We start from the raw sequence: 20,855 nt of genomic DNA, 5'->3' as shown, positions 1-20,855 counted from the left end.
TCAGCCGGTGGGCCAACATATTGACGATGCCGATCGGTCGCGGATTGCGGCGCTGGACGACGACGAGCTTTCGGCGACGGCGCATGAGGAACTGCGCCGCGACCGGCTGCTAGCCGCGCTGACGTTGATCGCCGGCATTGGACTGGTGCTGGCAGTGCCGTTCGCGCTGCAGGCCGGATCGCAGTTCTTCCTGCCGCTCACCGCGGCGATCGTGATCGCGGTGGCGCTGGTGCCGATGCTCGAATGGTTCGAGCGCCGGCGCGTTCCCGCCGCGCTGGCCGCGCTGCTGTGCGTGCTGGCATTCCTGGTCGCGGTCAACGTCGCGCTGGCGTCGATCGTGGTGCCTGCCTGGGGGTGGATCCGTATCCTTCCCGAACGCATCGACCAGATCCAGAGCAACATCGCGCCGCTGATCGATTTCTATTCGAGCGCACAGCGCTTCCTCAACCGCACGATCGAGAATATCGCCTCGACGCCGGTGCCGACCCCCGACACGGTATCGGCGCCGCCGCGCTCGATCCTCGATCTCGCTGCGACCTCGGCGCCGACCGCCCTGATCGAGATGTTCTTCGCGATCCTGGTGATCTTCTTCCTGCTGTCGGGATGGACCCGGCTGCGCAAGAAGGCGATCACCAGCCGGACCAGCTTCGATGGCGCAATGGCGACCGCCCGAGTCATCCAGGACGTGGTCGACGACACCTCGGCCTATCTGGGAACGATCACGCTGATCAACGTCATGCTGGGGCTGATCGTCGCCGGGGCGCTGTACGTGATCGACATGCCGACCCCGTTGATGTGGGGAGGAATCGTCGCGCTGCTCAATTACGTGCCCTATTTCGGACCGGTGATCGCGGCAGTGCTGCTGGCGCTGGGCGGGCTGATGACGTTCAGCGACGTGTGGGGGGCGCTGTTGCCTGCGGCGATCATGGTCGGTGCGCACCTGGTCGAGGCGAATGCGATCACCCCGCTGATCGTCGGCCACCGGTTGACCATCAATCCGATCATGATTCTGGTGTCGCTGAGCTTCTGGGGATGGGTGTGGGGAACGCCCGGCGCGCTGCTCGCGGTGCCACTGCTGATCATTATCCAGACCGTGCTCAATGCAGCGGGACGCCCGGATATCGCCGGGTTCCTGTTCGAGCACGGGACGCTGGTGCACGAGCCGCGGACCGGCCCGAAATTTCGTCCGCGCAGCCGCGACCAATCGGGTTGACACCCCCCAAACCCTCGCCTAATGCCCGCCTCCTCGCTAGAGAGCGGGTGTAGCTCAGTTGGTTAGAGCGCCGGCCTGTCACGCCGGAGGTCGCGGGTTCAAGTCCCGTCACTCGCGCCATTTTCCGCTGTGGAAATGGCGCGCTTTCTCCGGTTCTCCGTTTTGGGAAGGTTGCGGCGTCAGGCGCTCCAGCGCCCGGTTTCCATCCAGCGCAGCAGCGGCTTCAGCGGAGCGATCCAGATGATGCCCGCAATCAGATAGATGGCAGCCTGCAGCGGCCAGGCGAGCGCACCGATAGCCTCGGCAAAACTGGCGATCAGCACCACCCAGACCAGGATCAGCGTCAGGATGGCGAACATCCCCGCGGGTTTGCGCCAGCTAGGCGTCATCATCGCTCCTGTCGGACGGCAGTAAGGTGGCGGGACCGCCATGGCCGGTTGCTGGAATATCCTCTGACGCCACGTACGTCAGGTGGGAACCATGTGCTTCGGACCAGGATCCTAGCAGGGACAGCCCCCATTGGATGATTTATCGCCTCAGGGATTTTCGCTAAAGCTCGCACCGGGCAGTACCCGCCGCAACCAATCTAGGAGGGTTGCGGCGTTTCCTCAAGGGCCGCGGCCACTGCCTCCAGCCGATCGGCGATGCGATCGAGCAGCATGGGCGGGATCCCGGTAGGGGGGCTGCGCTCGGCCTCGGCCACCTGATCGGCGAGGATCAGCGCGATGTAGAGCAGGGTCCGCTCGCCGCTCAGCCCGCCCGACGCCTTGAGCGCGGTGTCGGCGTGCGCGTCGAGCGTCGCAGCCAGCGCGCGAAGATGGGATTCGTCGCCGTCGCGGCATGCGATGGTGTGCGAGCGGCCGGCGACTTCGATCGTTACCTGCGCCATCTCAATCCGCCTTCGTTTCGGCCGGGGCGGCCTCTTCGCGTGCGATCAGCGCGTCGAGCGCCTCGACAGCCTGCTCCATGCGTTCGCGTAGCGCGGCGTGGCGGCGCGCCAGCATGTCGGCCGAATAGGCGCGGGCGCCGGCAGCCTTTTCGATCCGCGCGACGGCCTTTTCGATGCGCTGCACGGCGGGGTGTTCGAGTTGCTGTGTCATCCAGATGGTTTAGCAACTCGTCGGGGCGCGGCAAGGCGGCTCGCCGGTTGACGAACCCGGGCCGTCGCCGCAAAGGCGTGGCCATCGTCGAATCTCCCGGTTTGCGAGCGCTGCTGCTGCGCACCGGCCCGATCCAAGGGATGCTCATGGCCGCCACCGACCTCGATCTCGCCAACGCGATCCGCGCGCTGTCGATGGACGCCGTCGAAGCGGCCAATTCGGGTCACCCGGGCATGCCGATGGGAATGGCCGATGTCGCGACGGTGCTGTGGACCCGCTACTTGAAATACGACGCCGCCGATCCGCACTGGCCCGATCGCGATCGTTTCATCCTGTCGGCGGGGCACGGATCGATGCTGATCTACAGCTTGCTGCACCTCACCGGGTTCGCGCGGCCGACGCTCGACGACATCCGCAACTTCCGCAAGCTCGGCAGCCCGTGCGCAGGCCACCCCGAGAATTTCGAGCTGCCCGGCATTGAGTGCACCACCGGTCCGCTGGGGCAGGGGTTTGCGATGGCGGTCGGCATGGCGGTCGCGGAACGGCATCTCAACGCAGGGTTCGGCGACGACCTTGTCGACCATCGTACTTGGGTGGTTGCCGGCGACGGCTGCCTGATGGAAGGCATCAACCACGAGGCGGTGGGGCTCGCCGGGCATCTGAAGCTGGGGCGGCTCAACGTGCTGTGGGACGACAACCGCATCACCATCGACGGCGCGGTATCGCTGTCGTCGAGCGAGGACATTCCGGCACGCTATCGTGCCAGCGGCTGGCATGTGGTGGCATGCGACGGGCATGACACCGACGACATCGCACGCGCGATCGAGGAGGCTCTCGCCGATCCGCGCCCGTCGCTGATCGCGTGTCGCACGATCATTGGCAAGGGCGCGCCGGGCAAGGAAGGCACCAGCGCCGTCCACGGCGCGGCGCTGGGGGCCGACATCGTCGCCAAGACGCGCGAGGCGATGGGATGGACGCACGAGCCGTTCGTCATTCCCGAGCCGGTCGCCGAGCGCTGGGCGGAAGCAGGACGCCGCGGCGCCGCTGTCAACGCAGACTGGGTGCGACGGCTTGCCGATCACGGACAGCGGGCGGAGTTCGAGCGCCGCATGTCGGGCGATCTGCCCGACCTCGCCAGCATATTCGCGGGCAAGTTCGACGAGCCGCAAAAGGTAGCGACGCGCAAGGCGTCGGAAATCGTGCTCAACCTGCTCGCCGATGCGGTTCCGGAGATGCTCGGCGGATCGGCCGACCTGACCGGGTCGAACAACACCAAGGCCAAGGCGCAGGCACCGCTCACGCGCGACGACTATGCCGGGCGCTATATCTATTACGGCATCCGCGAGTTCGGCATGTCGGCGGCGATGAACGGGATGGCACTGCACGGCGGGGTCATCCCCTATGGCGGGACGTTCCTGGTGTTCGCGGACTATGCGCGCCCGGCGATCCGGCTGTCGGCGCTGCAGCAGGCGCGCGCCATCTATGTCATGACGCACGATTCGATCGGACTCGGCGAAGACGGACCGACGCATCAGCCGATCGAGCATCTGATGTCGCTGCGCGTGATCCCCAATCTCGACGTCTATCGCCCGTGCGACATCGTCGAGACCGCCGAGGCATGGGCGCTGGCGGTGGGCCGGAGCGACGGGCCTTCACTGCTTGCCCTGACCCGCCAGAACCTGCCGCAATTGCGGAGCTGGGACGGCGAGAACCGGAGCGCGCGGGGCGCCTATCGCCTGATTGCCGCCGAAGCGCCGCGGCGCGTCATCCTCATCGCCAGCGGGTCGGAAGTCGAAATCGCGGCTGGCGTACGCGAGCAGCTCGAGGCAGACGGCATCGGCGCCGACGTAGTGTCCATGCCATGCTGGTCGCGCTTCGACGCGCAGCCCGCCGACTATCGGGACGAGGTGCTGCCGAACGTCCAGCCCGACCAAATCCTGCGCGTTTCGATCGAGGCGGGAACGACGATGGGCTGGGAACGCTACACGATGGTGGGCGGGCTTCGCTTCGGCATCGACGGGTTCGGCGCCTCGGCACCGGCCGAGGATCTCTACCGACATTTTGGCCTCACCGCCGACGCGATCGCCTTGAAGGTCAAGGCTTCGCTCGCGAACTAGGGCGCGACACGGAATTTCCATCGGGAGACACGGTACATGACGAAGGTTGCGATCAACGGGTTCGGGCGCATCGGTCGCCTGGTGGCACGCGCGATCCTCGAGCGGCCCGATTGCGGGCTGGAACTGGTGACGATCAACGACCTCGCCGACGCCAAGTCGAACGCATGGTTGTTCAGTCGCGATTCGGTGCACGGCCGCTATCCGGGCGCGGTTTCGGCGGAGGGCAACGACCTGGTGATCGACGGCAAGCGCATTCGCGTCACCGCCGAGCGCGATCCGGCCGACCTGCCGCACGGCGAACAGGGCGTCGAGCTGGTGCTCGAATGCACCGGCTTCTTCACCGACAAGGCATCATGCCAGAAGCATATCGATGCGGGCGCGCGCAAGGTGCTGATCTCGGCGCCGGGCAAGGGCGTCGATCTGACCGTCGTCTACGGCGTCAATCACGACAAGCTGACGGCCGATCACGTGATCGTCTCGAACGCGTCGTGCACGACCAACTGCCTCGCGCCGGTTGCCAAGGTGCTCAACGACGCGATCGGCATCGAACGTGGGCTGATGACGACGATCCACGCCTATACCAACGACCAGAAGATCCTCGATCAGATCCACCCCGATCTGCGCCGTGCCCGCGCTGCCAGCATGTCGATGATCCCGACCACCACCGGCGCGGCGCGCGCCGTCGGCGAAGTGCTTCCCGAACTAAAGGGCAAGCTCGACGGTTCGGCGGTGCGCGTGCCGGTGCCCGACGGCAGCCTGATCGACCTGACCTTCATGCCGGGCCGCGAGACCACGAAGGACGAAGTCAACAAGCTGCTAAGGGACGCGGCCGAGGGGCCGATGAAGGGCGTGTTGGAGTTCAGCGACGAGCCGCTGGTTTCGATCGATATCGTCCACACGCCGTTTTCCTCGACGATCGACAGCCTCGAGACCGCTGTGATCGACGGCAAGCTGGTCCGCGTGGTCAGCTGGTACGACAATGAGTGGGGCTTTTCGAACCGCATGGTCGATACCGCCAGCGTGATGGCGAAGCTGGGGTGAACCAAGGCCGGCTGGCGGGCATCGCGCGGCATGCCCGGCCGCGCGGGCCGATCGAGACGCTCGATGCGGTGCGCGTTACGGTCGAGGGGGGCCTCGACGGCGACTTTCGTGGGGCGATCAAGCCGGGCGGGCGTGGCAAGCGGCAGGTGTCGCTGATGGAAGCGGGCGACTGGGATGCGGCGATGGCCGAGATCGGTCATACGCTGCCGTGGTCGGCGCGCCGGGTGAATCTGCTGGTCGATCAGTTCGACCTGCCGCAACTCGCGGGCACGCGGCTGCGGATCGGCGCGGTGCTGATCGAGATCACACAGGAATGCGATCCGTGCAGCCGGATGGAAGAAATCGCCGCCGGATTGAAGGCGGCGCTCGCTTCGGACTGGCGGGGCGGGGCACTGGGCAGAGTGATCGAGGGCGGCGAGCTCCGCATCGGTGACGCAATCGGGATCGAGACATGACACGCAATTTCAAGACCCTCGACGACATGGGCGACATCCACGGCAAGCGCGTGCTGGTGCGCGAGGACCTCAACGTACCGATGGCCGAAGGGTCGCCGACCGACGATACGCGGCTGCGCGCGGCAGTCGCCACCGTCAACGAGCTGTCGGACCAGGGCGCCATCGTCCTGATCCTGGCGCATTTCGGGCGGCCCAAAGTGCCGTCCCCCGAATATTCGACGTCGCTGATCACCCGGCCGCTGTCCGAAGTGCTTGGCCGTCAAGTACGCTATATCGATTGGGAGAGCGATACCGAGGCGATCGCGCTGATGTCGCCGGGCGATATCGGGCTACTCGAAAATACGCGCTTTTTCGGCGGGGAGGAACGGAACGATCCTGAGGTGGCTGCGCGCTTCGCCGCACTCGGCGATCTGTACGTCAACGACGCCTTTTCCGCCGCGCACCGCGCGCATGCCTCGACCGAAGGGCTGGCACATCGCCTGCCGGCCTTCGCGGGGCGCCAGATGCAGGCCGAACTCGACGCGCTCGACAAGGCGCTCGGCAATCCCGAGCATCCCGTCGCGGCGGTGGTCGGAGGGGCCAAGGTTTCGACCAAGCTCGACGTGCTGCGCCATCTCGTCGGGCAGGTCGATCACCTGATCATCGGCGGCGGCATGGCCAACACCTTCCTCGCCGCGCGCGGGGTCGATGTCGGCAAGTCGCTGTGCGAGCATGACCTGACCGATACTGCGGAGGCGATCTTCGAGGCTGCCGACAAGGCCGGTTGCACGATCCATCTTCCCTACGATGTCGTCGTCGCGAAGGAATTCGCTGCCAATCCGCCATCACTGCGCACGTGCAACGTGCACGAGGTGGCGGCGGACGAGATGATCCTCGACATCGGCCCCGCCGCGACCGAGGCACTGGCCGATGTGCTGAAAAATTGCCGCACGCTGGTGTGGAACGGCCCGCTCGGCGCGTTCGAGACGTCGCCATTTGACACCGCGACGATGGCGCTGGCGCGGACTGCGGCGGCGCTCACCCGCGAAGGCTCGCTGGTGTCGGTGGCGGGCGGCGGCGACACCGTCGCGGCGCTCAACCAGGCTGGAGTGGCGGGCGAGATGACTTTCGTCTCGACCGCCGGTGGAGCGTTTCTGGAGTGGATGGAAGGCAAGGATCTGCCCGGCGTGGCGGCGCTGCGCCGCGACCGCGAATAGCCCAATCGGATTGCCGTTTGTTGGCGTTGCGGCACTGGTGGGTGCGCGGTATCCGCGGCTCCTGACAGCGCAGCGCAGGGGGTTTGCCGTGAACTTTTCCGAGATGACCGACCGGATCGCGCATGGGCAGGGGTTCATCGCCGCGCTCGACCAGTCAGGCGGCTCAACCCCGAAAGCGCTGACCGGCTATGGCGTGGAACAAGCCGCATGGACGTCGGACGAGGAGATGTTCGCGCTGATCCATGCGATGCGCAGCCGGATCATAACGTCGCCCTGCTTCGGCGGTGGCAAGGTGATCGGCGCGATCCTGTTCGAACGCACGATGGACGGAGAGATCGGCGGCATTCCGGTGCCCGAGGCGCTGATCGCTCGCGGCGTGGTCCCGTTTCTCAAGATCGACAAGGGGCTCGAGCCCGAGCGCGACGGCGTGCAGGTGATGAAGCCGATCCGTGATCTTGAGGCCCTGCTGACAAGGGCGAAGGCGCTCGGGGTGTTCGGCACGAAGGCGCGTTCGGTGATCCATCTTGCCGACCCGGACGGCATCGCGGCGATCGTCGATCAGCAGATGGCGGTCGCGCAGCAGGTGCTGGCGGGCGGCCTCGTCCCGATCCTTGAGCCCGAGGTCAACGTCCGCAGCGCCGAGCGGGGAGAGGCGGACCGCTTGCTGCGCGACGCTCTGCTGAATGCGCTTGATGCGATGCAGGGCGGAGCGAGGGTGATGCTCAAGCTGTCGCTGCCGGAGACTGCCAACCTGTTCAAGCCGCTCGTCGATCACCCGCGCGTGCTGCGCGTCGTCGCGCTTTCGGGCGGGTTTTCTCGCCGCGAGGCATGTGCCGAACTCGCCAGGAACGACGGTATCATCGCCAGCTTCAGCCGCGCCCTGCTGGAGGATCTGCGTGACGGGATGAGCGACGATGCCTTCGATGCAGCGCTGGGCGAAGCGATCGACGACATCCATGCGGCGTCGACCGCCGCGGCAAAAGCCGGGTGACGCGCGTCCGAGGTTGACCGGCGGGCGTTGACGGCTATCGCCGCGGCCATGACCCAACTCGAACAGGACCCGCTTGGCCCGCTCGCCCCCGATTTTGCCGAGCAGTTTCGGCGGGACGACCGGCGACCGCCATGCCAGCTCTACCTTATCTCGCCGCTCGATGTGTCGGGCGGGTTCGCGGACCGGCTGATCCGCGCGCTTGACGCAGGGCCGGTCGCGGCGTTCCAGTTCCGGGTTAAGGGCATCGACCAGCACAAGGCGGCGGCGCTTGCCGAACCGCTGCAGCGCATCTGTGCCGACGCGGAGGTAGCGTTCATCGTCAACGACGACGTCGCGCTGGCCAAGAGGCTCGGCGCCGACGGGGTGCATCTCGGGCAGAGCGACGGCGATCCGCGCGATGCGCGGGCGGCACTCGGGCCGACCGCGCAGATCGGCGTGACCTGCCACGACAGCCGACATCTCGCGATGGAAGCAGGCGAAGCGGGTGCCGACTATGTCGCCTTCGGTGCCTTCTATCCCACCACGACCAAGGACGTGCGACACGTACCCGACCCGGTGATCCTGTCATGGTGGGCAACGATGTTCGAGATCCCGGCAGTGGCGATCGGCGGCATCACCCCAGATAACGCCCGCCCGCTGGTGGAGGCCGGGGCGGATTTCATCGCGGTGTGCAATGCGGTGTGGGGCGGGGACGAGGCCGACGCGGTTCGCCGCTTCGGCGAGGCAATCGCACGCTAGGCTTTCGGATCGTTCACGGAACAACTGCGGCCTCAAACGCTTATCCCATTCAGGTAAAAGCGTAAGGAGGGTGGCATGTTCGACCGCGTATTGATCGGGACCGCCGGGGTCGCGACGGCCGCCGCCGCTGCAATGGTGTTCGCAGTACCCGATCGTGGCGAAGCGGCCGATACCACCTCGGCCACGGTCAGCGCCCCGGCTCAGACAAAGATCGCGAAAACGGTAATCGACCGCAGCGTCCTGCACGTCCAGGTGATCCTCGATCATCTTGGCTTCGGTCCCGGGGTTCTTGATGGACGCGAGGGACAATCGCTGACCGCGGCGCTGCGCGGGTTCCAAACGTCGCGTAACCTGCCCGTCACCGGCAAGATGGACCAGGCGACCCTACGCGCGTTGCATCCCTTCGCCAAGCTGCGGCCGACGCGCACGCTGACCCTGACGCCGGGCGCGCTGGCGGGTCCGTACAATCCCGAATTGCCGAGCGACCTCAACGAACAGGCGGAACTCGACCATATTTCCTATCGCTCGCCGATGGAGAAGCTGGCCGAGATGTTCCACACCAAGCCGTCGGTGCTGCTCGAACTGAACAGCGCTGCGACGCCGCTCAAGCCGGGGACGAAGATCGTATTCCCCAACGCGCTGCCGACCTCACGCGATTACGATTCGAAGCTGCCGGAGGACTGGCGCGCGACGCTGCGCACGCTCAACGTCGATGCGACGCAGCCGAGCGGCGACCGGGTAGTGGTTGACGAGTCGGAAGGCGTGCTCAAGGTGCTCGACGGCGACCGGCTCGTCGCGCAATTTTCAGCGACGATGGGATCGAGCGAGTTTCCGCTGCCGATCGGGGAGTGGACGATCAAGGGGTCGTCGTACAACCCGACCTATGCCTACACGCCGTCGCTGCTCAGCACGTCGAAGCCGGGCGCCAAGAAGGCGCAACTTCCCGCAGGTCCGAACGGGCCGGTGGGGGTGGTGTGGATGGACTTGTCGAAGGAACATTACGGCATCCACGGCACGCCCGAGCCCGAGAAGATCGGCCGGACCGAGAGCAATGGCTGTATCCGGCTGACCAACTGGGACGCGGCGCGGCTGTCGCTGATGATCAAGCCCGGCACCAAGGCGGTTTTTCAGCGGTGACGCGATGACACGGCTGGGCTGGGCGATCCTGGCGCTGATCGTGCTGGGGATCGCGATTTTCGGGTCGATGCTGCGATTTGGCGGTCCCGATACGCGGGCCATGCGCGCCCCTTCCGTATCCGCGCCGCAGCCCGACGGAGCACGTGGCGGATCGCTGCCCGTCATATATTCGGGAAAGCTGGCAATCCCGGTGCTGGGAGTTCGCGCGGAGACGCTTTCGCCCAATTACGGTGACGCCCGCGACGACGGGGCTCGCGCGCATACCGGGTTAGACGTCATGGCGGCGGGTTGGACACCGGTGGTCGCTGCGGCGGCGGGGACGGTCGAGAAGCTTTTCTACAGCGATGGCGGTGGCGGCATCACCGCCTATGTGCGTTCTCCGGACAAACGCTGGAGCTATTATTACGCGCATCTGGCTGGCTATGCGCCGGGTCTCGCCGAAGGGCAGCCGGTTGCGCCGGGGACGCCGATCGGCTTCGTCGGCGATACGGGAAACGCCGGGGCCGGCAATTATCACCTGCATTTCGGCGTGTCGCGGATGCGCCCGGACGAGAACTGGTCGGGCGGGCAGCCGATCGATCCCTACCCGCTGCTTGCGGGCGGAGCGCCGCGCCGCTAAAGCCGCGCGCTCAGCTCTTTCTGACAGGTATGGTCCCATGAAGATCAGCGGCGTGGACATTCGTCCCGGCAATATCATCGAATATGAAGGCGGCATCTGGCGCGCGGTCAAGATCCAGCACACCCAGCCCGGCAAGGGCGGGGCGTATATGCAGGTCGAGATGAAGAACCTGATCGACGGCCGCAAGAACAACGTGCGCTTCCGCTCCGCAGAGAGCGTCGAGCGGGTGCGGCTTGATACCAAGGATTTCCAGTATCTGTTTGCGGACGGCGACACGCTGACGTTCATGGACAAGGACAATTATGAACAGATCACGCTCGACAAGGGCGTGCTGGGCGACGCGGCCGAGTTCCTGCAGGACGGCATGGACGTGGTCATGGAGCTGTACGACGAACGCCCGATCAGCGTTCAGTTGCCCGACACGATCGAGGCGATGATCACCGAAGCGGACGCGGTGGTGAAGGGACAGACCGCATCGTCGTCGTACAAGCCGGCGATCCTCGAGAACGGCGTTCGCGTCATGGTGCCGCCGCATATCGGCGCAGGCACCCGGATCGTCGTCGATGTCTATGAACGCACCTATGTGAAGCGGGCCGATTGAGATGATGCGATCGATCGCCATCGTCGGCGCCGCGCTGCTGGCATCGCCCGCAGCGGCACAGGACGCCGCGCCGACCAAGGAAGAGGCGGCACACGCGTCGCGGACGCTGGGGCTGATCGTCAGCGCGCTTAATTCCAAGGAAGTGCCGACGGAAACCAAGCAGGGCATCTTCGGCTGCCTGTACGAGCGCTCGCTCAGCACGATCGCGCAGGCGACGAAGCAGGTGCTCGACAAGAACCCGAAGGTCGACGAGACCGACGCGACGCAGCAGCTGATCGTGCTGGCAGGGGTTTGCGGAGCACCGATGCCCAAACCCGCCGAAGCAGCCACGCCGGCGGCGGATGCCGACGATGACGGGCCTCCGCTAGGCGAAGGACGCTAGATGGTTTCGCATTCCGGCCTGATCTCGGTGATGGAGCGCGCGGTGCGCAAGGCCGCGCCGCGCCTGCGCCGCGATTTCAACGAGGTCCAGCACCTGCAGGTCAGCCGCAAGGGGCCGGCCGATTTCGTGTCGATGGCCGATCGCCGCGCCGAGGATACGCTGATCGAGGAACTGCGCCATGCGCGGCCCGATTGGGGTTTCCTGGTCGAGGAACGGGGTACGATCGAAGGCGATCCCGACAAGCCGCGGTGGATCATCGATCCCTTGGACGGCACGACCAATTTCCTTCACGGCATTCCCCATTTCTCGATCTCGATCGCGGTCGAGGATCCGCGTGGGGTCATGGGCAAGCCCGAGATCACGCACGGCATGGTCTATCAGCCACTGACCGACGAAGGCTTCTGGGCCGAAAAGGGGCGCGGGGCGTGGTTGCAGGGGCAGCGGCTGCGCGTGTCTGCACGGCGCGACTTGCCCGATGCGCTGATTTCGACGGGCATTCCGTTTCTGGGCCACGGCAATTTTGCCGAGTGGAGCCGTATCTTCGGTGCGGTAGCCCCGGAAGTGGCGGGCATCCGCCGGTTCGGGTCGGCGGCGCTCGACCTCGCCTGGGTCGCGGCGGGGCGGTATGATGGTTTTTGGGAATCCGACCTGAAGCCTTGGGACGTGTCGGCGGGCATCCTGTTGGTCAAGGAAGCCGGCGGCTTCGTTACCGATTTCCGCGGCCAGGACATGGCGGTCGAACGCAACCAGTATCTGGCGGCCAACGACGTGCTGCACTCCAAGCTGCACAAGCTGGTCGGCGGGGCGCTGCGCAACGCTTGACGTACGTGAAACGGCTCCTGTTGCGAGCCATTCTCAGCCGCCAAAGCCTTGCCCAGTAGGATATCGCGGCCTAGAAGCCGCTCATATTTCCGCAACTGCGAGAAGCCCGTTGGTCGACCTGTCGCAATATCTGCCGATCCTGCTGTTCCTCGGCGTCGCGCTGGCGTTGTCGGCGACGTTCGTATTCCTGCCGATGGCGGTCGGGCGGCTGACCGGGGCGCACAAGCCGACGCCCGAGAAGCTTACCGAATATGAATGCGGTTTCCCGGCGTTCGAGGATTCGCGCAGCCAGTTCGACGTGCGTTTCTATCTGGTCGCGATCCTGTTCATCATCTTCGATCTGGAAGCCGCGTTCCTATATCCCTGGGCAGTAAGCGTTTTCGATCTCGGCTGGACCGCATGGTTCTCGATGATGATCTTCATCGCCGAACTCGCGCTTGGCCTGATCTATGCCTGGAAAAAGGGAGCTCTCGATTGGGAGTAGAACTAAGCCCGCAGCCCGTTGGAGCGCCGCCACCCGGAACGCTGCCCAACCCGCAATTCCTGACCGACCTCAACGCCGAGCTTGGCGACAAGGGGTTTCTGGTCACGACCACCGAAGACCTGTTCCAATGGGCGCGCACCGGCAGCCTGTGGTGGATGACGTTCGGCCTCGCCTGCTGCGCGGTCGAGATGATCCACGTCAACATGCCGCGATACGACATGGAGCGGTTCGGCGCCGCGCCGCGCGCTTCCCCGCGCCAGTCGGACGTGATGATCGTGGCGGGCACGCTGTGCAACAAGATGGCCCCGGCGCTGCGCCGCGTTTACGACCAGATGTCGGAGCCGAAATACGTGATCTCGATGGGGTCGTGCGCCAATGGCGGCGGCTATTATCATTACAGCTATAGCGTCGTGCGCGGTTGCGACCGGATCGTTCCGGTCGATATCTACGTGCCCGGATGCCCGCCGACTGCCGAGGCGCTGCTCTACGGCGTGATGCAGTTGCAGCGGAAAATCCGGCGGGTCGGGACGGTCGAGCGATGAGGGCGCCTGCTCCCCGTTATGCCGCCAATGACGGCACGATCGAACTTGCGCAGGACGCGCTGGGCGCAATGGTCGTCGAGGCGCAGGACAAGGTCGGCGAAGTGACGCTGACCGTTGCGCGCGACAATTTGGTCGACGCGATGATTGCGCTGCGCGACACGCCGGGCCTGGAATATCAGCAGCTCGTCGAGATCGCAGGAGTCGATTATCCCGAGCGCGCCGAGCGGTTCGACGTCTGCTATCACCTGCTCAGCCTGACGCGGAATCACCGGTTGCGCGTCCGTGTGACGACCGATGAGGAAATGCCGGTGCCGTCGGTAACCGCCATCTGGCCGGTCGCGGGCTGGCTGGAGCGCGAGGTGTACGACATGTACGGCGTGCTGTTCGACGGCAATCCCGATCTGCGCCGGATCCTCACCGATTACGGCTTTCGCGGCCACCCGCAGCGCAAGGATTTCCCGCTGACCGGCTTTACCGAGCTGCGCTATTCCGAGGAAGCCAAGCGTGTGGTGTACGAGCCGGTCAAGCTGGCGCAGGATTTCCGCACGTTCGATTTCATGTCGCCGTGGGAAGGCGCGCAATATGTGCTGCCCGGCGACGAGAAGGCAGCGGTCCCCGAGGCCAAGGGCGCGCCGACGCCGCTCAGGGCCGACACGATCGTCAAGGCCGATGCGGCGGCGACCAAGGACACCGATGCCAACGCGAAGGACGTCAAGACCAGCGAGCACACCGGCCAGACCGGCGCGGGCGAACCTGATCCCGGCAACCAGCCGAAAGACAAGCCGATCGATCCCGATGTCGTGCCCAAGGACAAGGATGGGGGTCAGAACCAGTAATGGCTGAGTATCTCGACGAACTGGAGCGCAAGACCGACGCCGCTGATCCGACGACCGGCGATGTCGCTATCCAGAACTATACGATCAATTTCGGCCCGCAGCATCCCGCCGCGCATGGCGTGCTGCGGCTGGTGATGGAGCTGGACGGCGAGATCATCGAGCGGATCGACCCGCATGTGGGGCTGCTCCACCGCGGCACCGAGAAGCTGATCGAGTACAAGACCTACACGCAGGCGCTGCCCTATATGGACCGCCTCGATTATTGTTCGCCGCTGTGCATGGAGCACAGCTTCGTGCTGGCGGTCGAGAAGCTGCTTGACCTGGAGGTGCCGGTGCGCGCGCAATATCTGCGCGTGTTCTTCGCCGAGCTCACTCGCATCTGCAATCACATGCTCAACCTCGGCTCGCACGTCATGGACGTCGGCGCGATGACGCCGAACCTGTGGATGTTCGAGATCCGCGAAGATTGCCTGGGCTTTTTCGAGCGCATGTCGGGTGCGCGGATGCACCATAATTACCTGCGGCCGGGCGGGGTGCATCAGGATGTGCCGTTGAAGCTGCTGACCGACATAGCCGACTGGCTCGACACCCGGTTGCCGCGACTGTTCGGCGACGCGATCAGCCTGGTCGCCGAGAACCGCATCTTCAAGCAGCGCAACGTCGATATCGCCACGGTCAGCCGTGACGATGCGATCAAGTGGGGCTTTTCCGGCCCGATGATCCGCGCGGCGGGTATCCCGTGGGATTTGCGCAAGTCGCAGCCATACGACGTCTATGACCGGATGGAGTTCGACGTGCCGGTCGGCACGCGCGGCGATTGCTATGACCGGTTCATGGTGCGGGTCGAGGAAGTGTACCAGTCGGCGCGGATCATGAAGCAGTGCCTCAATGAAATGCCCGAGGGGCCGATCGCCAGCACCGACCGCAAGGTGGTGCCGCCCAAGCGCGCCGAAATGAAACGGTCGATGGAATCGCTGATCCACCATTTCAAGCTGTACACCGAGGGCTTTCACGTTCCCGCGGGCGAAGTGTACGTCGCGACCGAGAGCCCCAAGGGCGAGTTCGGCATTTATCTAGTCAGCGACGGCTCGAACAAGCCGTATCGCTGCAAGATCCGCCCGACCGCGTTCAGCCATTTGCAGGCGATGGACTTCATGTCGCGCGGGCACATGCTGGCGGATACGACTGCTATTCTCGGGGCGATGGACATCGTGTTCGGGGAGTGCGACCGGTGACACTATCGGCCGGGCATTTTGCTTTCTGGATGGGCGCTGTGGCGCTGTTCGGGATGTTGGTGGTTGACGTAGCCGGGATTCGACAGGTTGAGGTGATCTGGTTCGGATCGCTCGCCATAATCCTGGCTGCGGTGCAATGGTTCGTCCCTTCCCTCCGCCCGCATTTTGGACGACACAGGCATGGCTGACGCACCACACATTCCCGACGAGGCCGAAACCCGTGCGCGCTGGGGCGCGTTCGCGTGGACCGATGCGAACGCCGCCACGGCCAAGGAGATCGTCGCACGCTATCCTGCCGGTCGCCAGCAATCGGCGTCGCTTCCGCTGCTCGACCTGGCCCAGCGGCAGGTCGGGGCGGAGACGCAGACGCAAGGCTGGCTGCCCGTTCCGGTGATCGAATATGTCGCCGCCTATCTCGACATGCCGTACATGCGCGTGTTCGAGGTCGTGAGCTTCTATACCATGTTCAACATGGCTCCGGTCGGACGCTATCATGTGCAGGTGTGCGGGACGACGCCGTGCATGCTGCGCGGGTCGGACGATGTGCTGGCGGCGTGCAAGAATCGCGGGCTGGCCAAGGGCAAGACCACGCCCGACGGCCTGTTCACGCTGACCGAGGTCGAGTGCCTTGGCAATTGCGCCAACGCGCCGATGGTGCAGATCAACGACGATAATTTCGAGGATCTCGACTATGATCGCACAGTTGCGATCCTCGAAGCGCTGGCGAACGGTGAAACGCCCAAGCCGGGGCCGCAGAACGGGCGGCATACCAGCGAGAGCGAGGGCGGTCCCACCAACCTGACCGCGATGGTCGATGCCAACCATGACTATCGCGCGGAGTGGACCGCATGAGCAAGAACACGATTATCACCATCCTCGCCGTTATCGGCGGAATCGTGATGCTTGGCTGGCTGCTGAAGCTGAGCTTCAAGCTGCTCGGCATCCTGATCGGCGCCGCAATCGTCATCGCCATCCTCGCCGGTGGCCGCAAATTGCTGGGGGGCAAGTAGATGCTCGCCGACAAGGACCGCATCTTCACCAACGTCTATGGGTTCCAGCCGTGGAACATCGGCGCGGCCGAGGCGCGGGGCGATTGGGATGCGACCAACAAACTGATGGAGATCGGCCAGGATGCGATCATCGATCGCGTCAAGGCGTCGGGTTTGCGCGGGCGCGGCGGGGCAGGGTTTCCGACCGGCGTGAAATGGGGCTTCATGCCCAAGGAGCCCAAGCCCGACCGGCCAAACTTCCTGGTCATCAATGCCGACGAGTCCGAGCCGGGTTCGTGCAAGGATCGCGAGATCATCCGCCACGATCCGCACAAGCTGATCGAGGGCGCGTTGATCGCCGGCTTCGCGATGCGCGCGCGGGCGGCGTATATCTATATCCGCGGCGAATATATCCGCGAGGCCGAGGTGCTGTTCGCGGCGATCGCCGAGGCATATGATCGCGGGTATCTCGGCAAGAACGCGTGTGGTTCGGGCTATGACTTCGACGTGTTCGCGCATCGCGGGGCGGGCGCGTATATCTGCGGCGAAGAAACCGCGATGCTCGAGAGCCTGGAGGGCAAGAAGGGCCAGCCGCGGCTGAAGCCGCCGTTTCCGGCCGGTGCGGGGCTCTATGGGTGCCCGACGACGGTCAACAACGTCGAGTCGATCGCGGTGGTGCCGACGATCCTGCGGCGCGGACCGGAATGGTTCTCGAGCTTCGGGCGCGAGAACAACAAGGGCACCAAGCTGTTCCAGATCAGCGGGCATGTCGAAAAGCCCTGCGTGGTCGAGGAAGCGATGAGCATCTCGTTCCGCGAGCTGATCGAGACGCATTGCGGCGGCATTCGCGGCGGGTGGGACAATCTGCTGGCGGTGATCCCGGGCGGATCGTCGGTGCCACTGGTCCCGGCGGCGCAGATCATCGATTGCCCGATGGATTTCGACGGTCTCAAGGAACTGGGATCCGGCCTCGGCACCGCGGCGATCATCGTCATGGACAAGTCGACCGACATCGTCCGCGCGATCAGCCGTTTGTCGTACTTCTACAAGCATGAAAGCTGCGGCCAGTGCACGCCGTGCCGCGAGGGCACCGGATGGATGTGGCGGGTGATGGAGCGGATGCGCACCGGCGACGCCGACATTGCCGAGATCGACACGCTGTACGAAGTGACCAAGCAGGTCGAGGGCCACACCATCTGCGCGCTGGGCGACGCGGCGGCGTGGCCGATCCAAGGCTTGATTCGGCATTTCCGGCCGGAGATGGAGCGGCGGATCGTCGCGCGGCGCGGGGGCGATGTGAGCCCGATGCAGGAGGCGGCGGAGTGAAGTGCGCGACAACGACGGACGATTGCTCAGTGTAATCGTATCAGGGTTGCAATTCTCGAGCAAAGGGGTGCAGCATCGGCTTCCGCGTAACCGAGAGTGTAGGAGACAGCCAATGAAACATCTAAGTTTGGCAATCGCATTATCTCTGACGACTTTTGCAACGGAAGCACTTGCTCAATCCTCTCAGCGGCCACCTGCTCCTTCGCCGCAGAGTGTCCCGCAAGCGCGAGCGCCCGGGATTATGTCGAACGGCGTAGAGGGCCCGATCAGACGCCGGCTCGACATGGAACGCCTCTTTCAAAATCCAAGTGCAGCGTCGCACGCTTATGATCGCTCGTTGACGATCGCCAGCTGCGTGGTTAATGTGAGTGGAAAACGCGCTAGCAAGCTGGTCGGTGGTCCAACCACTAATGATCCGAGTTATTCCAATCTCATTCGAGCGATGAATAGTGGAAGATATCCCGCATGCATAGATGCGGGTGAACTTAACGGCTTGTCACCCCGTTTTCTCAGTTCCGCGATCGCAGAGCGATTTTTGATTGACGAAGGCGCCGCAGGAGGCGGTGTCAAGGCGGTTAATGTCAATGCTGATAGTTCGAATGCGTTTCACGGTGACCTGAAAGGTGAAGTAACCATTGACAATATCGGGCGTTGTATTGCGATCTATTCCCCCGACTTGGTGCGTAAAGTGATGGAGACAGAGTCTGGCTCGGCGGCAGAATCTAGCGCGCTTAGCACGCTTTACTCTCAAACCCCGCAATGCGGGTTAACAGGCCTTCCAGAGGGGATCCCATCGACGGCTCAGCGCATGGCGCTGGTTGACGGGATGTATGCTTGGGCGCATCGGGATCGCTAGCTGCGCGAGAGATGTGGCCCGTAGAGCGCCGCATCTCGAAAGTGTATCAAAGGACTCGGACGACGGTTGCGCTGAAGTGTTCAGTCGCACAGAGAGGCTGCGCAGCGCAGATCGGCGCAGTATGAAATGCGCTGCAATGAAGTTGGTGATCTGGGACGGAATTGCATGCCTAAACTAACCGTGGACGGGGTTGAAGTCGAAGTCCCGCAGGGTGCCACCGTGCTTCAGGCGTGCGAGGCTGCGGGCAAGGAAATCCCGCGGTTTTGCTATCACGAACGGCTGAGCATCGCGGGCAACTGCCGGATGTGTCTGGTCGAGGTGAAGCCGGGGCCACCCAAGCCGCAAGCGAGCTGTGCGCTGCCTGCCGCCGACAATCAGGAGATCCGCACCGACAGCGCGATGGTCAAGGCCGCGCGCGAGGGGGTGATGGAATTCCTGCTCATCAATCACCCGCTCGATTGCCCGATCTGCGACCAGGGCGGCGAATGCGACCTGCAGGACCAGTCGATCGCCTATGGCCGCGGGCATTCGCGCTATACCGAGAACAAGCGCGCGGTGACCGAGAAGTACATGGGCCCGATCGTCAAGACGGTGATGACGCGGTGCATCCAGTGCACGCGCTGCATCCGTTTTGCCGAGGAAGTCGCAGGCGTCGAGGAGATCGGCGCGATCGGGCGCGGCGAGGACATGCAGATCACGTCGTATCTCGAGCGCGCGGTGACCAGCGAATTGTCGGGAAACGTGGTCGACCTCTGCCCGGTCGGGGCGCTGACCTCGAAGCCTTATGCGTTCGAAGCGCGGCCGTGGGAACTCACCAAGACGCTGGCGATCGACGTGATGGACGCGGTCGGCACCAACATCCGGCTCGACAGCCGGGGTCGCCAGGTGCTGCGCGCGCTGCCGCGGATCAACGAGGACGTCAACGAGGAGTGGGCGCACGACAAGACGCGGCATGCCGTGGACGGGCTGGTGCGGCGGCGGCTCGACCAACCCTATGTGCGCAAGGGCGGCACGCTGGTTCCCGCGACATGGAATGAAGCGTTCGATGCGATCGCGGCAGTCGAAGCCGGATCGAGCGTCGCGGCGATCGCGGGCGATCTGCTCGATTGCGAGACGATGTTCGCCGCCGGGGCGCTGGTCAAGGCGATGGGATCTTCGCTGCTCGAGGGCCGCCAGACCGGGCTGGCGTACGACGTCACCAACCTGGGAGCGGTCGCGTTCAACCCGACGATCGCCGGGGTCGAGGATGCCGACGTCATCCTGCTGATCGGCAGCGATTTGCGCCACGAGGCGCCGCTCATCAACACGCGCGTGCGTAAGGCGATCAAGCGCGGGGCGAAGGTGTTCGCGATCGGGCCCGAAGTCGATCTTACCTACCGCGCGACGTGGCTTGGCAACGACCTGTCGCTGTTGGGCGACTTGCCTGACGAGGTTGGCGACGCATTCGCCAAGGCCGGGCGACCGTTGCTGATCGTCGGACCGGGAGCGCTCAAGACCGGATTCGGCGGAGCCTTGGCTCTGGCCAAGAGCCTCAACGTGGTCCGCGATCAGTGGAACGGCTTCGGCGTCGTCCATACCGCCGCGGCGCGTATGGGCGGGCTGATGCTCGGCTATGCGCAGCCGGGCGGAATTGCCGACATTGTCGCCGCCAGGCCAAAGCTGGCGTTCTTCCTTGGTGCCGACGAGGTCGATTTCAGCGGATTTGCCGACAGTTTCAAAGTGTATGTCGGGCATCACGGCGATCACGGCGCGCATCATGCCGACGTGATTTTGCCCGGTGCCAGCTACGCCGAAAAGGCGGGGACATATGTGAACCTGGAAGGGCGCGTCCAACGCGGTGATCGCGCCGTATTCCCGCCCGGGGATGCGCGTGAGGACTGGTCGATTTTCCGTGCGCTTGGCGAACGGCTGGGCGTCAGGTTGCCGTTCGACAGTTTCGATCAGGTGCGCGCGGCAATGGTTGCCGACGTGCCCGCACTGGGTGCGGAGGGGCTGGTCGGTTTCGACTGGAACCCGCCTGCGCTCGATGCCACCGCGACTGGTGAGGTCACCTACCCGATTGCCGATTTCTACATGACCAATGTGATCTGCCGCGCCAGCCCGACCATGCAGCGCTGCTCGGCGGAACTGGTCCACGGCGACGATTTCGCGGAGGCGGCGGAGTGATGGGTTATG

The 20,855-nt window shown here is 64.8% G+C and carries 24 protein-coding genes, 1 tRNA gene and 1 other RNA gene; 22 read left to right on the top strand and 4 right to left on the bottom strand.

The window, feature by feature from the left end; all coding sequences use genetic code 11:
• Positions 1 to 43: 43 nt before the first annotated feature.
• On the top strand, positions 44 to 1,213 hold the full coding sequence (locus tag FHY50_RS04950) for an AI-2E family transporter (RefSeq protein WP_244935355.1): 1,170 nt from the start codon (positions 44 to 46) through the stop codon (positions 1,211 to 1,213).
• Between the two features lie 43 nt (positions 1,214 to 1,256).
• A tRNA-Asp gene (locus FHY50_RS04945) sits at positions 1,257 to 1,333 on the top strand.
• A 59-nt stretch (positions 1,334 to 1,392) separates the two neighbouring features.
• Here FHY50_RS04945 and FHY50_RS04940 read toward each other — a convergent pair.
• The 4 genes from FHY50_RS04940 to FHY50_RS04930 form a co-directional block, all read right to left on the bottom strand.
• A complete protein-coding gene (locus FHY50_RS04940; RefSeq protein WP_140231043.1) occupies positions 1,393 to 1,602 on the bottom strand; it encodes a DUF2842 domain-containing protein in 210 nt (69 codons plus the stop codon).
• A 28-nt stretch (positions 1,603 to 1,630) separates the two neighbouring features.
• Positions 1,631 to 1,788, bottom strand: a non-coding RNA gene (gene ssrS, locus FHY50_RS14545) — 6S RNA.
• An 11-nt stretch (positions 1,789 to 1,799) separates the two neighbouring features.
• Positions 1,800 to 2,102, bottom strand: coding sequence for a cell division protein ZapA (locus FHY50_RS04935; RefSeq protein ID WP_140047415.1), 303 nt, complete (start codon positions 2,100 to 2,102; stop codon positions 1,800 to 1,802).
• Position 2,103: 1 nt separating this feature from the next.
• On the bottom strand, positions 2,104 to 2,313 hold the full coding sequence (locus FHY50_RS04930; RefSeq protein ID WP_140047414.1) for a hypothetical protein: 210 nt from the start codon (positions 2,311 to 2,313) through the stop codon (positions 2,104 to 2,106).
• A gap of 146 nt (positions 2,314 to 2,459) precedes the next feature.
• Between FHY50_RS04930 and tkt the strand changes: the two genes are divergently transcribed.
• From tkt to nuoG, 20 genes are all read left to right on the top strand, one after another.
• On the top strand, positions 2,460 to 4,430 hold the full coding sequence (tkt, locus tag FHY50_RS04925) for a transketolase (protein ID WP_140047413.1): 1,971 nt from the start codon (positions 2,460 to 2,462) through the stop codon (positions 4,428 to 4,430).
• A gap of 36 nt (positions 4,431 to 4,466) precedes the next feature.
• Positions 4,467 to 5,471 carry a type I glyceraldehyde-3-phosphate dehydrogenase gene (gap, locus tag FHY50_RS04920; protein WP_140047412.1) on the top strand — a complete coding sequence of 335 codons (1,005 nt, stop codon included), beginning with the start codon at positions 4,467 to 4,469 and terminating at the stop codon, positions 5,469 to 5,471.
• Positions 5,468 to 5,926: an MOSC domain-containing protein gene (locus tag FHY50_RS04915; RefSeq protein ID WP_140047411.1), complete on the top strand. Its 459-nt coding sequence runs from the start codon at positions 5,468 to 5,470 to the stop codon at positions 5,924 to 5,926. The genes gap and FHY50_RS04915 overlap by 4 nt, the downstream gene beginning before the upstream one ends.
• Positions 5,923 to 7,122: a phosphoglycerate kinase gene (locus tag FHY50_RS04910; RefSeq protein WP_140047410.1), complete on the top strand. Its 1,200-nt coding sequence runs from the start codon at positions 5,923 to 5,925 to the stop codon at positions 7,120 to 7,122. Before FHY50_RS04915 ends, FHY50_RS04910 begins: the two co-directional genes overlap by 4 nt.
• A gap of 103 nt (positions 7,123 to 7,225) precedes the next feature.
• On the top strand, positions 7,226 to 8,113 hold the full coding sequence (locus FHY50_RS04905) for a fructose bisphosphate aldolase (RefSeq protein WP_140231042.1): 888 nt from the start codon (positions 7,226 to 7,228) through the stop codon (positions 8,111 to 8,113).
• Positions 8,114 to 8,161: 48 nt separating this feature from the next.
• On the top strand, positions 8,162 to 8,851 hold the full coding sequence (gene thiE / locus FHY50_RS04900; RefSeq protein WP_140047409.1) for a thiamine phosphate synthase: 690 nt from the start codon (positions 8,162 to 8,164) through the stop codon (positions 8,849 to 8,851).
• Positions 8,852 to 8,926: 75 nt separating this feature from the next.
• The gene (locus FHY50_RS04895; protein ID WP_243846728.1) at positions 8,927 to 9,988 is read left to right on the top strand and encodes a L,D-transpeptidase family protein; all 1,062 of its coding nucleotides are present in this window, start codon (positions 8,927 to 8,929) and stop codon (positions 9,986 to 9,988) included.
• A 4-nt stretch (positions 9,989 to 9,992) separates the two neighbouring features.
• Positions 9,993 to 10,607 (top strand): M23 family metallopeptidase, encoded by a 615-nt coding sequence (locus FHY50_RS04890; protein WP_140047408.1) that lies wholly within the window; start codon positions 9,993 to 9,995, stop codon positions 10,605 to 10,607.
• A gap of 37 nt (positions 10,608 to 10,644) precedes the next feature.
• Positions 10,645 to 11,208, top strand: coding sequence for an elongation factor P (efp, locus tag FHY50_RS04885; protein ID WP_140047407.1), 564 nt, complete (start codon positions 10,645 to 10,647; stop codon positions 11,206 to 11,208).
• A gap of 4 nt (positions 11,209 to 11,212) precedes the next feature.
• Positions 11,213 to 11,590, top strand: a complete 378-nt coding sequence (locus FHY50_RS04880; protein ID WP_180345091.1) for a hypothetical protein — start codon at positions 11,213 to 11,215, stop codon at positions 11,588 to 11,590.
• Complete coding sequence (locus tag FHY50_RS04875; RefSeq protein WP_140047405.1) at positions 11,591 to 12,412, top strand: inositol monophosphatase family protein; 822 nt, start codon at positions 11,591 to 11,593, stop codon at positions 12,410 to 12,412. It abuts the gene before it with no gap.
• Positions 12,413 to 12,521: 109 nt separating this feature from the next.
• Positions 12,522 to 12,896, top strand: a complete 375-nt coding sequence (locus tag FHY50_RS04870; RefSeq protein ID WP_140047404.1) for an NADH-quinone oxidoreductase subunit A — start codon at positions 12,522 to 12,524, stop codon at positions 12,894 to 12,896.
• Positions 12,887 to 13,438, top strand: coding sequence for a NuoB/complex I 20 kDa subunit family protein (locus tag FHY50_RS04865; RefSeq protein WP_140047403.1), 552 nt, complete (start codon positions 12,887 to 12,889; stop codon positions 13,436 to 13,438). Before FHY50_RS04870 ends, FHY50_RS04865 begins: the two co-directional genes overlap by 10 nt.
• Positions 13,435 to 14,274, top strand: a complete 840-nt coding sequence (locus FHY50_RS04860; protein WP_140047402.1) for an NADH-quinone oxidoreductase subunit C — start codon at positions 13,435 to 13,437, stop codon at positions 14,272 to 14,274. Before FHY50_RS04865 ends, FHY50_RS04860 begins: the two co-directional genes overlap by 4 nt.
• Positions 14,274 to 15,509, top strand: coding sequence for an NADH-quinone oxidoreductase subunit D (locus FHY50_RS04855; RefSeq protein WP_140047401.1), 1,236 nt, complete (start codon positions 14,274 to 14,276; stop codon positions 15,507 to 15,509). Before FHY50_RS04860 ends, FHY50_RS04855 begins: the two co-directional genes overlap by 1 nt.
• 180 nt (positions 15,510 to 15,689) lie before the next feature.
• On the top strand, positions 15,690 to 16,361 hold the full coding sequence (locus FHY50_RS04850; protein WP_140047400.1) for a complex I 24 kDa subunit family protein: 672 nt from the start codon (positions 15,690 to 15,692) through the stop codon (positions 16,359 to 16,361).
• The gene (locus FHY50_RS14165) at positions 16,358 to 16,519 is read left to right on the top strand and encodes a hypothetical protein (protein ID WP_166745508.1); all 162 of its coding nucleotides are present in this window, start codon (positions 16,358 to 16,360) and stop codon (positions 16,517 to 16,519) included. The genes FHY50_RS04850 and FHY50_RS14165 overlap by 4 nt, the downstream gene beginning before the upstream one ends.
• Positions 16,520 to 17,824: an NADH-quinone oxidoreductase subunit NuoF gene (gene nuoF, locus FHY50_RS04845; protein ID WP_140047399.1), complete on the top strand. Its 1,305-nt coding sequence runs from the start codon at positions 16,520 to 16,522 to the stop codon at positions 17,822 to 17,824.
• A gap of 112 nt (positions 17,825 to 17,936) precedes the next feature.
• Positions 17,937 to 18,680 (top strand): hypothetical protein, encoded by a 744-nt coding sequence (locus FHY50_RS04840; protein ID WP_140047398.1) that lies wholly within the window; start codon positions 17,937 to 17,939, stop codon positions 18,678 to 18,680.
• 165 nt (positions 18,681 to 18,845) lie between these two features.
• Positions 18,846 to 20,846, top strand: coding sequence for an NADH-quinone oxidoreductase subunit NuoG (nuoG, locus tag FHY50_RS04835; RefSeq protein ID WP_140047397.1), 2,001 nt, complete (start codon positions 18,846 to 18,848; stop codon positions 20,844 to 20,846).
• Positions 20,847 to 20,855 lie beyond the last annotated feature (9 nt).

It is taken from the genome of Sphingomonas japonica, assembly GCF_006346325.1.
In the GTDB taxonomy this organism is placed as follows: Bacteria; Pseudomonadota; Alphaproteobacteria; order Sphingomonadales; family Sphingomonadaceae; genus Sphingomonas; species Sphingomonas japonica.
The sequence above is the reverse complement of the archived record's forward strand: the minus strand, read 5'-3'. Positions and strand labels throughout refer to the sequence as shown.